A 12,328-nucleotide genomic window follows, 5' to 3' on the forward strand; every position below is an offset into this window, starting at 1 on the left:
GAGGAATTCCGCCGCCGACTTCGCTCCTGAAAGGAGCGTGTCATGTCAGGCACCAAGATTCTCTGGGGACAAATCACCATCGTCTTCGCCATCGTACTGGCGACGATGTGGGCCGCCACCGAATGGGTGGCATGGCATCTTGGCTTCCAGGCGGGACTGGGCGCGCCCTGGTTCAACCTGATCGGCCTGCCAGTCTATCTGCCGCCGGCTTTCTTCTGGTGGTGGTACGCTTATGATGCCTACGCCTCGTCGCTCTTCATCCAGGGCGCCTATATTGCCTCTTCGGGCGGCATCATCGCCGCCGCGACAGCAATCTTCATGTCGGTGCGGCGCGCCAGGGAGGCCAGGAAGGCAGAAACCTATGGTTCCGCCCGCTGGGCCAGCCGGGAAGAAATAAAGGCCGCGGGCCTGCTGGGGGCAGACGGCGTTATGCTCGGGCGGCAGGAGACAACCTATCTCCGTCATGACGGACCGGAGCATGTGCTGTGCTTCGCCCCAACCCGATCGGGGAAAGGCGTCGGGCTGGCGGTGCCAACGCTGCTGACCTGGGCCGGATCCGCCATCGTCCACGACATCAAGGGTGAGAACTGGCAGCTGACCGCGGGCTTTCGGGGCAAACACGGCAAGGTCCTGCTATTCGACCCGACTAATAGCGCCTCGGCCGCTTACAATCCCCTGCTCGAAGTCAGGCGTGGCGAGTGGGAGGTGCGCGATGTCCAGAATATCGCCGATATCCTGGTCGACCCGGAAGGCAGCCTGGAGAAGCGCAATCATTGGGAGAAGACCAGCCACGCTTTGCTCGTCGGCGCCATCCTGCATGTCCTCTATGCCGAGGCCGACAAGACCCTGGCCGGTGTCGCCAGCTTCCTCTCCGATCCCAGGCGCCCGATCGAAGCAACCCTGCGGGTCATGATGACCACCCGCCATCTCGGCGAGGCCGGGGTGCACCCGGTGATCGCCAGCGCCGCGCGCGAGCTGCTGAACAAGTCGGACAATGAACGATCCGGCGTGCTGTCGACGGCAATGTCGTTTCTGGGGCTTTACCGGGATCCAGTCGTGGCCAAGGTCACACGCCAGTGCGATTGGCGGATTGCCGATCTCGTCTCCGGCACTCGGGCCACCACGCTCTACCTCGTGGTGCCACCCTCCGATATCAGCCGGACCAAACCACTCATCCGCCTGGTCCTCAACCAGATCGGCCGACGCCTGACTGAGGAGCTAAAGCCCAGGACCAAACAACAGCGCATGCTGCTGATGCTCGATGAGTTCCCCGCCCTGGGGCGGCTGGATTTCTTCGAAAGCGCGCTCGCCTTCATGGCCGGTTACGGGTTGAAGAGTTTCCTGATCGCCCAATCCCTGAACCAGATCGAAAAAGCCTACGGCCCCAATAACGCCATCCTCGATAATTGCCATGTCCGCGTCAGCTTCGCGACCAATGACGAGCGCACCGCGAAGCGTGTCTCGGACGCTCTCGGCACCGCCACCGAGATGAAGGATCAGAAGAATTATGCCGGGCACCGTCTATCACCCTGGCTCGGCCATCTGATGGTCTCGCGTTCGGAGACCGCCCGTCCGCTCCTGACCCCAGGCGAGATCATGCAATTGCCCCCTACCGACGAGATCGTCATGGTCTCCGGCATCCACCCGATCCGCGCGAAGAAAGCGCGCTATTACGAGGACCGGCGTTTCCAGGAGCGTATCCTGCCGCCACCCCGGAACGCACAGCGTGCCCCACGGCCGGATGACTGGTCACAGCTCCCGCCTCTGCCCCCTTCAGGCGATCTCACCAAACCACTGAAGACCGAAGGCGATGACGCCAATGGCGGCATCCGGCGCGAACCGGAGTTGCCGGAACAGCCTGATCACATCGCCCTGATGAAGGAACCGTCCTCAGCCCATCCTGAACGGGATGAATTCGATATGCTGGACGACACGCCCGACGAGGCCACCCGCCAGCGCGCGCTTCAACGCCAACGCATGCAAGGCCTTGCGCGGCAAGGCTCCATGGATCCGTCCGACGGGCTTGGGCTGTAGGAGAGACAATGCGAGACCGCCTCAACCTGTCTCTCCCCGTCGAGATGATCTCCCAGATCAGCGAACTCGCCATCCGCAAGCGGCTGACACGGTCCGCCATCGTCGAAGCCGCCATTGCCTCATTCCTCTCGCCCGATGGCGCTGACCGGAAGGAGGCCGCCTTCGCGCGGCGCCTCGACCGGCTGACCCGGCAGGTGCAACGCCTTGAGCGCAATAGCGGCATTTCCATCGAAGCTTTGGCGCTGTTCGTCCGGTTCTGGCTGACCGTCACGCCTCCTTTGCCCCCGGAAGCCCAGACCAGCGCCCAGGCCAAGGGGCGGGAACGCTATGAGGGGTTCATCGAGGCACTGGGCCGCCGGTTGAATCACGGCCGCACTTTGCTCGACGAAATTCCACGAGATCTCCTCCGCACCAGCGAGACAGAAACTCATTCAGCCCACCCGAGCCCCGCGGGCACAACCGGCGAAGAAGACTGATCTACGCTGCTGCAAATCTTTTTACTCCATGCTGCGCTCTTCTTGTCCCGAGACAAAAACCTTGTTGAAGCGCTCAGATTTTTGTCCCTTCTAATCATCCCCGTCGCCGATCGCGCCCCGCGATCGGCCTCTGCCGGGGATGCATGCGATGGTGCTCAATCTGCAATTCGAATCAATTACGCGAAGCGCACGCATGCTGCGCACAGCACTCGGTCCCGCGATCGCTGACTTCCTTGAAGACCCGTCGATCGTCGAAGTAATGTTGAACCCTGACGGACGGCTCTGGATCGACCGGTTGACCGGCGGGTTGGAGGATACCGGGCAATCACTCTGTGCCGCCGATGGCGAACGCATCGTGCGCCTCGTCGCCCACCATGTCGGCGCCGAGGTGCATGCTGGTGCACCGCGCGTCTCCGCCGAACTGCCCCAGACGGGAGAACGCTTCGAAGGACTGCTGCCGCCTGTAGTCGCGGCACCCGCCTTCGCGATCCGCAAGCCCGCCACCGCCGTGTTCACCCTGATCGATTATGTCGAGCACGGCATCATGACCACCCAACAGGCAGCAATCCTGCGCATCGCGGTACGCGAGCGGCGCAACATCCTCGTCGCGGGTGGAACTTCGACCGGCAAGACGACGCTCACCAACGCCCTGCTCCTGGAAGTGGCGCAAAGCACCGACCGGGTGGTGCTGATCGAGGATACGCGCGAGCTGCAATGCAAGGCGCCGAATCTGGTGGCGCTACGCACCAAGGATGGCGTCGCCTCACTCTCCGATCTGGTCCGCTCCGCCCTGCGCCTGCGGCCCGACCGCATCCCCATCGGCGAGGTCCGCGGGCCGGAAGCGCTCGATCTGCTCAAGGCCTGGGGCACCGGTCATCCGGGGGGCATCGGCACCATTCATGCCGGCACCGCGCTCGGCGCGCTGCGCCGCCTGGAACAGCTCATCCAGGAAGCCGTCATCACCGTACCCCGCGCACTGATCGCCGAGACAGTCAATCTCATCGCCGTGCTGCAAGGCCGAGGCAGCGAACGCCGCCTCGCCGAACTCGCCTTCGTCACCGGCCTCAATCCCACTACGGGCGATTACCGCATCCGCGCCGCCACGACCGAGAGCGAAGACAAGCGCGAGAATGGCGCCGCCATCCAGACTTTCAAGGGAGATACAGCATGATCCAGATGCGTTTGCCTGATCGCGCGATGCGGGCGGCAGACCGAGCCGTGCGCCGCCGCATGGTGGATTTAACCACCGCAGCCAGTCTGTTCTTGCTGCTGGCCCCTGCGGCCTATGCCTCGGGTTCGGACATGCCCTGGGAAACCCCTCTGAACGCGATCCTGGAGTCCGTGCAGGGGCCAGTGGCAAAAATCATTTCGGTGATCATCATCACTGTGACGGGATTGTCCCTCGCTTTCGGTGACACCTCCGGCGGCTTCCGGCGGCTGATCCAGATCGTCTTTGGGCTCAGTATCGCTTTCGCGGCCAGCTCCTTCTTCCTGTCCTTCTTCTCCTTCTCCGGCGGGGCGCTGATCTGATGGCCGGGATCACCGACCCGAATGTGCCCGGCTTCTTCGCGCCGGTGCATCGCGCCCTTACCGACCCGATCCTGATGGCGGGCGCGCCGCGCACGGTGGCCATCGCCAACGGCACGCTGGCCGCGGCCATCGCTTTGGGGCTGCGGCTCTGGATCCCCGGCGCACTCCTCTGGGTGGCGGGACACACAGCCGCCGTCTGGGCCGCGAAGCGCGATCCGCAATTCGTCGACGTGGTGCGCCGGCATCTGCGCTACCCGGCTCATCTCGGCATTTGAGGGGCGGCGCCGATGCTGAACCTCACCGAATACCGCAACCATCCCGCCTGTCTTGCAGATTTTCTGCCTTGGGCGGCGCTGGTGGCGCCGGGTGTGGTGCTGAACAAGGACGGCTCCTTCCAGCGCACTGCGCGATTCCGGGGGCCGGACCTGGATTCCGCGACACCCGCGGAACTGGTCGGCGTTACCGCCCGGCTCAACAATGCGCTGCGCCGCCTCGGTTCCGGCTGGGCGATTTTCGTCGAGGCCCAGCGGATCGCCGCCCAGAGCTATCCGCACAGCACCTTCCCCGACCCGGCCTCGGCGCTGGTCGACCTGGAACGCCAGGATGCCTTCGAGGAAGCGGGCACGCATTTCGAGAGCCGGTATTTCCTGACGTTTGTGTGGCTTCCACCCGTCGAAGACGCCTCCCGTATCGAAAGTTGGCTCTATGAAGGCCGCCACCAGACCGGCGTCGATCCCTGGGAGTTGTTGCGCGGCATTATCGACCGCTCCAACCGGGTACTGCAGCTGATCGAGGGCTTCATGCCCGAGGCCTGCTGGCTCGATGATAACGAGACGCTGACCTACCTGCATTCCACCATCTCGACCCGGACGCAGCGTGTTCGCGTGCCCGAGACGCCGATGCATCTCGACGTACTGCTGGCAGACGAACCGCTGGCGGGCGGGCTGGAGCCGCGTCTGGGCAGTCATCATCTGCGCACGCTGACCGTCGTCGGATTCCCGACCGTTACCTTTCCCGGCATCCTCGATGAGTTGAACCGGCTCGCCTTCCCCTATCGCTGGTCCACCCGCGCCATCCTGCTCGACAAAACCGAAGCGGTCCGTCTGCTCACCAAAATCCGGCGGCAATGGTTCGCCAAGCGCAAGTCCATCGGCGCCATCGTCAAGGAGGTGATGACCAACGAGCAATCGGTGCTGGTCGATTCCGATGCCGCCAACAAGGCTATGGACGCCGACATGGCGCTGCAGGAATTGGGCGCCGACGATGTCGGCCAGGCCTATGTCACCGCCACGATCACGGTCTGGGATCAAGATGCCGGGCGCGCCGCTGAGAAACTGCGCTTGGTCGAAAAGGTGATCCAGGGCCGCGATTTCACCTGCATGGCGGAGGGGGTGAACGCCATTGAAGCCTGGCTTGGCTCGCTGCCTGGCCATGCCTACGCCAATGTTCGACAGCCACCAGTCTCCACACTGAACCTCGCCCACATGATCCCACTCTCGGCGGTCTGGGCCGGACCGGAACGTGATGAGCATTTCCAATCCCCTCCCCTGTTCTTCGGCAAGACCGAAGGCAGCACGCCGTTTCGGTTCTCGCTGCATGTCGGCGATGTCGGTCACACGCTAATCGCCGGACCGACGGGGGCCGGCAAATCCGTACTGCTGGCCCTAATGGCGATGCAGTTCCGGCGCTATCCGAACAGCCAGATCTTTGCCTTCGATTTCGGCGGGTCGATCCGCACCGCCGTACTCGCCATGGGCGGAGACTGGCACGATCTTGGGGGAAGCCTGTCCACGGGAGTTGGGGCGGAGACCACGGTCTCGTTGCAGCCTCTGGCCGGGATCGATGATCCGGCCGAGCGCGCCTGGGTGGCGGAATGGATCGCGGCCATCCTCGCCAAAGAGGGTGTCGCCATCGACCCGGCCGTAAAGGAACATGTCTGGTCGGCGCTGATCTCGCTGGCCAGCTCGCCGGTCAATGAGCGCACCATCACCGGCCTCGCGGTGTTGCTGCAATCCACCGCGCTGAAGCAGGCGCTCCAGCCCTATTGCGTTGGCGGCGCCTGCGGGCGGTTACTCGATGCCGAGACTGAACATCTTGGCGTAGCCCCACTTCAGACCTTCGAGACCGAGGGGCTGATCGGCGCCAGCGCGGCGCCCGCCGTGCTGACCTATCTCTTCCACCGTATCGAGCAACGGCTGGACGGACGGCCGACGCTGCTGATCATCGACGAAGGCTGGCTGGTCCTCGACGATCCCTCCTTCGCCCAGCAGCTCCGCGAGTGGCTGAAGACCCTGCGCAAAAAGAATGCCTCAGTCATCTTCGCCACCCAATCCCTCTCCGACATCGATAACAGCCCAATCGCGCCCGCCATCGTGGAAAGCTGTCCGACACGCATCTTTCTGCCGAATGAGCGCGCCATCGAGCCGCAGATCACTGCCATCTATCGCCGTTTTGGACTCAATGACCGGCAGATCGAGATCATCGCGCGGGCCACGCCCAAGCGCGATTATTACTGCCAGTCGCGGCGCGGTAACCGGCTCTTCGAATTGGGCCTCGGCCCGGTGGCGCTTGCCTTCTGCGCCGCCTCCTCCAAGGCCGATCATGCCGCCATTGAGCGCATCCTGGCCGAACATGACCGCGTACCATTCACCGAATCCTGGTTGAGGCAGCACGGCTTCGACTGGGCGGCCGATCTCATTCCTGACCTACCCAACCTGGAGGCTTCGCCATGACGAGCCTGCGTCTGGTGCGTCGCGGGCATCGCGTCGTGGTTGTTGCCCTTGCCGTTGTTACCGCTTTTCCGTTGGGCGTCGCTTTTCTCGCCCTGACGGCGCCACGTGCATTGGCGCAATGGATCGTCTTCGACCCCACCAATTATGCGCAGAACGTACTGACCGCGGCGCGCGAGCTGCAGCAGGTCGACAATGAGATCCAGGGCCTCACCAACCAGGCGCAGATGTTGGTCAATCAGGCGAAGAACCTCGCCAATTTGCCGCTCTCCACCCTGACCCAGCTCGAATCCTCAGTGCAGCAGACCGAAGGCCTGATCTCCCAGGCGCAGAACATCGCCTTCAACGTCCAGCAGGTCGAACAGGCCTTTACCAGCACCTATGGTTCCTTATCCAGCACGGCATCTGATGCCACGCTGATCGCAGGCGCACAGACCCGTTGGCAGAACTCCGTCGGCGCGTTTGAAGACTCCCTGAAAGTCCAGGCTGGCGTTGTCGGGAATATCTCCTCCGATGCCAGTGCCATGCAGTCACTCGTCTCCGCCAGCCAGGATGCCACCGGCGCTCTGCAGGCTGCCCAGGCGGGCAACCAGCTATTGGCCCTGCAATCCCAGCAGCTTTCCGACCTTGTCGCGGTGACGTCGGCGAAGGCACGAGCGGATGCGTTGGCACAAGCAAACACCGCCACAACCGAAGCAGAGAGTAAAGCGCTCTACAAGAATTTCGCGACGCTGAACGCCTACACGCCCGGCAACGTCACGATGTTCAACGGGCGATAGGAGACGCCCACATGAACAATGTCGGCGTCATCGACACCTTCCTGAATATTTTCACCAGCTATATCGATTCCGGCTTTGGGCTGGTGAAGGGCGACGTTCTCTCACTCTCCTCCACCCTGATCATCATCGACATCACGCTAGCCGGACTGTTCTGGGCCTGGGGTGCGGATGAGGACATCCTCCAGCGTCTGGTGAAGAAGACCCTCTATATCGGCTTCTTTGCTTATCTTATCGGCAATTTCGATGATCTGGCGAAGGTGGTTTTCGACAGCTTCGCCGGGCTGGGTCTCACAGCAGGCGGCTCCTCCATCTCCCAGGCTCAGTTCCTCGAACCGGGTCGCCTCGCCGAAGTCGGTATCGCTGCCGGGCAGCCGCTGCTGAACGCAGCCGAGAAGCTGGTGGGACCGGTCGCGATTTTCACCAATGCGGTGCAGATCGCCGTATTGATGATTTCCTGGCTGCTGGTGCTGATCGCCTTCTTCATCCTGGCGGTGCAGCTCTTCGTGACGCTGATCGAATTCAAGCTGACGACATTGGCCGGCTTCGTGCTGGTGCCATTCGCACTCTTCGGCAAAACCGCCTTCCTGGCAGAGAAGGTGCTGGGCAATATCGTCGCCACCGGCATCAAGGTGATGGTCCTTGCCGTCATTGTCGGCATTGGCACCGGGCTCTTTGCCCAGTTCACCACCAGCTACGGTTCGGCCGAACCCAACATCAGCCAGGCCCTTGCCACGGTGCTGGCCGCTTTGTCGCTGCTCGGCCTTGGGATCTATGGGCCAGGCATCGCCACTGGCCTGGTCTCCGGCGCGCCGCAGCTTGGTGCGGGAGCCGCTGTGGGCACCGGTCTTGCGGTCGCGGGCACCGCCATGGCCGGCGCAGGTGCGGTTGGCCTAGCCGGGAGGGGTGCCATGGCCGCCATGTCCGGCTCTGCAGCCGCCGCGCGCGGTGGTGCCGCTGCAGCAGGTGCCGTTGCCGGCGCCTATGGCCGCGGTGCGGCCGGACAATCTGGCGCCGCCGGCGTCATGGGTGGGCTGGGCGGTATCAGTCGTTCCGCCGGGAATTCGGCCACAGCTGGTGTAAGGCGCGCCGCCAGTCAGGCAACCGGGGCCATGAGGCAAGGTTTTGCCTCCGGGAAAGCCTCCACCAGCTCAGCCCCCGTCGAGAGCGCTTCCACGGCCAGCGTGGCGGCGGGCAAGGAGACCACCCCTGGCGCCGGCCAGGCGGCCGCGCCGGGCTGGGCTGAACGCATGAAGCATGGCCAGGCGTTGAAACGCGGAGCGCAGACCGCGGCCCAGGCGGTCAAATCCGGTGACCGCTCTGGCGGCGGCCATTCCGTCAATCTCAGGGAAGGAGAATAGGCATGGCGCTATTTCGTCGCGCCTCGGTTCGTTATGGCCGCACACCTGAGCCCGAGACGCCCTATCAGCGTGCCGCCCAGGCCTGGGACGAGCGCATCGGGTCCGCCCGCGTGCAGGCGAAAAATTGGCGGCTGATGGCTTTCGGATCTTTGGCGCTGTCCATGGGGCTGGCGGGCGGGCTAGTCTGGCAAGCCGCGCGGGGCAGCGTCGTGCCCTGGGTGGTGCAGGTCGATAAACTTGGTCAGGCCCAGGCCGTAGCGCCTGCCACCGCCGACTACCGGCCCAGCGATCCGCAGATCGCCTGGTATCTGGCGAATTTCATCCAGGATGTCCGCTCACTCCCTGATGATCCCATCGTCCTGCGGCAGCATTGGCTCCAGGCCTATGACTTTACCACCACGTCCGGTGCCCAGGCGCTGAACGAGTATGCCCGCGCCGACGATCCTTTCGCGGCGCTCGGACACGAGCAGGTCTCTGTCGACATCTCCAGCGTTATCCGGGCCTCGCCGGACAGTTTCCAGATCGACTGGGTCGAGCACCATTACAAGGACGGCGCGCTGTCTTCGCTCCAGAACTGGAGCGCCATCCTCACCGTGACGCTGCAACCACCCCACAGCGCCGAGGCGCTGCGGAAAAACCCGCTTGGCATCTACGTCACCGCCATCAACTGGTCGAAGGAGCTGGCACAATGAGCCTATCAATTGGCCCGGTCCGGGGCCAGTCCATGTCCAATCCTGAGCCCGGCCATCCCGGAATACCTATCGCGGTACGCAGCCGAAGCAGCGGGAGGCGCCGGAAAGGCGCAGATACACGCCTTCGCAGATACGGCTTTACGGCGCTGTTGCTGATGGCCACCGCGCTCAGCGGTTGCGCGCAAAAATTCATCCCGCCCAAGATCAATTACGACAACGCGGTGAAGGCCACCTTACTGCCGCCCCCACCAAAGCCGGTTCGGATCGTCCAGGTGCCGGAGCCCTTACCGCTGCCTGGGCAGTTGAAGAAGCTACCCGACGGCGGCGCAGACGGCGCAGGCGACACCGGCGATACCAAGTCCGCGCAATCCTCCAATCCGCTGGCGCGGGTCGAACGAGCCGATGCGGCGGCCCGGGTGCAGCCGCTGCGGGATAGCTTCATCAATGCTGTGCAGGTCTACCCCTACGCAGTTGGCGCGCTCTATCAGGTCTATACCTCGCCCGGCGAGATCACCGACATCGAGCTGCAGCCGGGAGAAAAACTCGCGGGCTCCGGGCCGATCGCCGCCGGCGATACATTGCGCTGGATCATCGGCAACACCGACAGCGGCTCAGGCGCCAATGAGCGCGTACATATCCTCGTCAAACCGACCATGCCCGACCTGCAGACCAATCTGGTCATCAACACCGACAAACGGACCTATCTGCTCGAGCTACATTCTACGCCGAAGACCTACATGGCCTCGGTTTCCTGGCAATATCCCGAAGATCAGATTTTTGCCTTGAAACAGCAGAACGCGGAGGCCGATGCGGCCGCGCCGATCGCGGCGGGCGTTGACATTTCGGCGTTGAATTTCCGCTACGCGATCAAGGGAAATAATCCGCCCTGGCGGCCGTTGCGCGCCTTCGATGACGGGAAAAAAGTCTATATCGAATTCCCGTCCGGGATCGCGCAAGGGAACATGCCGCCACTCTTCGTGGTGGGGCCGACCGGCGGCTCGGAACTGGTGAACTACCAGGTGCAAGGCAATTATTACATCGTGGATCAGCTCTTCGCCGCGGCGGAATTGCGCTTGGGCGGCAAGGACGGGCAACAGGTGGTGCGGATTGTCCGCACCGATGGGGTGCCTCGTTCATGACCGCAACCGAGGGCGAGGAAGGGACAGGCAGTGTCCGGCCTCCCTCGACCCAACCCACCGCCGCCGCGGAGGGCTTCCGATTGCGGGGCGACATACCGCGCGTCACCCGTCTGTCCCGCAAAGTGCTTATTGGTCTGGGCGGCATGAGCGCACTCGCAGTAGCCGGCGCACTTGGCTACGGGCTGCAATCGCATAAGCCTTCCGGCACGGCCAGCAACCTCTACGATACCCAGACACACGCCGAGGCCGATGGCCTCTCCAGTCTGCCAAAAAGTTATGCCGGGCTGGCAGCGAATCATGCACCCAAGCTCGGGCCACCTTTACCGGGGGATCTCGGGCCGGCCATCGTCAATGCCCATGCCACAACGGGTACTGCCCTGATGGCAAGCGGCATGAATTCCAACGCGCGGCGCCTGGCCCAGCAACAGCAGGCGGCACTCGCCAGCAAACTCTTTGTGCAGGAGGATCGTCAGCCGACGGACCAGCACAGCAGAACTGCCAATGGCAATGTTGGGATGTTAGCGGCGGGTCCATCATTGCCCGCGACCACCACCGCTACAAACAGCAAGACCGCCTTCATGAGCGAGCCGGTGGACCGGCGCACGGTCAGCCCAGAACAGTTGCAGAAACCCGCCTCGCCCTATGTCGTGCAGGCGGGCACCGTAATCCCAGCGGCGCTGATCACCGGCATCCGCTCCGACCTTCCGGGCCAGATCATCGCCCAAGTGACGCAGGATGTTTATGACAGCCCCACCGGGCGCTATCTGCTCATTCCGCAAGGGGCGAAGCTGATCGGGCAATATGATAGCTCGGTCACCTTCGGGCAGAGCCGCGTGCTCCTCGTCTGGACGCGGCTGATCATGCCGGATGGAGGATCCATCGTGCTGGATCGCCTGCCGGGCGCTGACACGCAGGGCTATGCCGGCCTCTATGACCGGGTGAATAATCACTGGGGGATGCTGTTCGACGGAGCAATCTTGTCCACCATCCTCAGCGTCGGTGCCGAGGCAGGTACCAGCAATAGCGGAAACAATCTCGCCCAGGCACTGCGCATGGGCGCCTCCAACAGCATCAGCCAGACCGGGCAGCAAATCGTCCAGCGCGAACTCGACGTGCAGCCCACGCTCACCATCAGACCGGGATTTCCAGTTGATGTGATGGTCACGCGTGATCTCGTCCTGGCCCCTTATGGAACGGAAAATACCCCATGACGAAACTGAAGCTTGGGCCGTTGGAAGACGACAAGCCCGTCAAGCTAACGATCGAGCTACCCGCCGCTGTGCATCGCGATCTGGTCTCTTATGCTGAACTGCTGAGCCGAAATACCGCCCAGCCCATTTCAAATCCGGGAAAGTTGATCGTGCCGATGATCCAGCGGTTCATGGCGACGGATCGAGCGTTCATCAAACTCCGTAAATCGACACCCAACAGCCCCTACCCCCTCCTCCATCAGGCTACGGGATTCACACATTTGACTGGGTAGCGAGGACGAAGCCTGCGGCCATTGAGGCGAACTGTGCCCATCCGGCTCGCATGGTTTTTGGCCCCGGTGGTTTATAGTAACAATTCCAGCCACCGAGTCGCGCGACGA

The 12,328-nt window shown here is 63.3% G+C and carries 12 protein-coding genes; all 12 read left to right on the forward strand.

Annotated elements, in window-relative coordinates:
• The first annotated feature begins 42 nt into the window (after positions 1 to 42).
• The 12 genes from AiwAL_RS15150 to AiwAL_RS15205 all read left to right on the forward strand — a co-directional run bounded on the left by AiwAL_RS15150 (position 43) and on the right by AiwAL_RS15205 (position 12,220).
• Positions 43 to 2,034, forward strand: coding sequence for a conjugal transfer protein TraG (locus AiwAL_RS15150; protein WP_262312984.1), 1,992 nt, complete (start codon positions 43 to 45; stop codon positions 2,032 to 2,034).
• A gap of 8 nt (positions 2,035 to 2,042) precedes the next feature.
• Positions 2,043 to 2,510, forward strand: a complete 468-nt coding sequence (locus AiwAL_RS15155) for a ribbon-helix-helix domain-containing protein (RefSeq protein WP_262312985.1) — start codon at positions 2,043 to 2,045, stop codon at positions 2,508 to 2,510.
• A 193-nt stretch (positions 2,511 to 2,703) separates the two neighbouring features.
• Positions 2,704 to 3,681 carry a P-type conjugative transfer ATPase TrbB gene (trbB, locus tag AiwAL_RS15160; RefSeq protein WP_316044787.1) on the forward strand — a complete coding sequence of 326 codons (978 nt, stop codon included), beginning with the start codon at positions 2,704 to 2,706 and terminating at the stop codon, positions 3,679 to 3,681.
• A 26-nt stretch (positions 3,682 to 3,707) separates the two neighbouring features.
• A complete protein-coding gene (locus tag AiwAL_RS15165) occupies positions 3,708 to 4,040 on the forward strand; it encodes a TrbC/VirB2 family protein (protein ID WP_408851753.1) in 333 nt (110 codons plus the stop codon).
• Entirely contained in the window at positions 4,040 to 4,315 is a 276-nt protein-coding gene (locus AiwAL_RS15170; RefSeq protein WP_262312987.1) for a VirB3 family type IV secretion system protein, read from the forward strand. Before AiwAL_RS15165 ends, AiwAL_RS15170 begins: the two co-directional genes overlap by 1 nt.
• A gap of 12 nt (positions 4,316 to 4,327) precedes the next feature.
• Complete coding sequence (gene trbE, locus AiwAL_RS15175) at positions 4,328 to 6,772, forward strand: conjugal transfer protein TrbE (RefSeq protein WP_262312988.1); 2,445 nt, start codon at positions 4,328 to 4,330, stop codon at positions 6,770 to 6,772.
• Positions 6,769 to 7,548 carry a P-type conjugative transfer protein TrbJ gene (gene trbJ, locus AiwAL_RS15180; protein WP_262312989.1) on the forward strand — a complete coding sequence of 260 codons (780 nt, stop codon included), beginning with the start codon at positions 6,769 to 6,771 and terminating at the stop codon, positions 7,546 to 7,548. The genes trbE and trbJ overlap by 4 nt, the downstream gene beginning before the upstream one ends.
• A gap of 11 nt (positions 7,549 to 7,559) precedes the next feature.
• Complete coding sequence (gene trbL, locus AiwAL_RS15185) at positions 7,560 to 8,906, forward strand: P-type conjugative transfer protein TrbL (protein WP_262312990.1); 1,347 nt, start codon at positions 7,560 to 7,562, stop codon at positions 8,904 to 8,906.
• Positions 8,907 to 8,908: 2 nt separating this feature from the next.
• A complete protein-coding gene (gene trbF / locus AiwAL_RS15190) occupies positions 8,909 to 9,598 on the forward strand; it encodes a conjugal transfer protein TrbF (protein WP_262312991.1) in 690 nt (229 codons plus the stop codon).
• A gap of 155 nt (positions 9,599 to 9,753) precedes the next feature.
• Positions 9,754 to 10,737, forward strand: coding sequence for a P-type conjugative transfer protein TrbG (gene trbG / locus AiwAL_RS15195; RefSeq protein ID WP_262312992.1), 984 nt, complete (start codon positions 9,754 to 9,756; stop codon positions 10,735 to 10,737).
• Positions 10,734 to 11,948 (forward strand): TrbI/VirB10 family protein, encoded by a 1,215-nt coding sequence (locus AiwAL_RS15200; protein ID WP_262312993.1) that lies wholly within the window; start codon positions 10,734 to 10,736, stop codon positions 11,946 to 11,948. The genes trbG and AiwAL_RS15200 overlap by 4 nt, the downstream gene beginning before the upstream one ends.
• Positions 11,945 to 12,220: a DUF2274 domain-containing protein gene (locus AiwAL_RS15205; RefSeq protein WP_262312994.1), complete on the forward strand. Its 276-nt coding sequence runs from the start codon at positions 11,945 to 11,947 to the stop codon at positions 12,218 to 12,220. Before AiwAL_RS15200 ends, AiwAL_RS15205 begins: the two co-directional genes overlap by 4 nt.
• The last annotated feature ends 108 nt before the right edge of the window (positions 12,221 to 12,328 follow it).

Source organism: Acidiphilium sp. AL (assembly GCF_025499445.1).
GTDB classification, from domain to species: Bacteria; Pseudomonadota; Alphaproteobacteria; order Acetobacterales; family Acetobacteraceae; genus Acidiphilium; species Acidiphilium iwatense.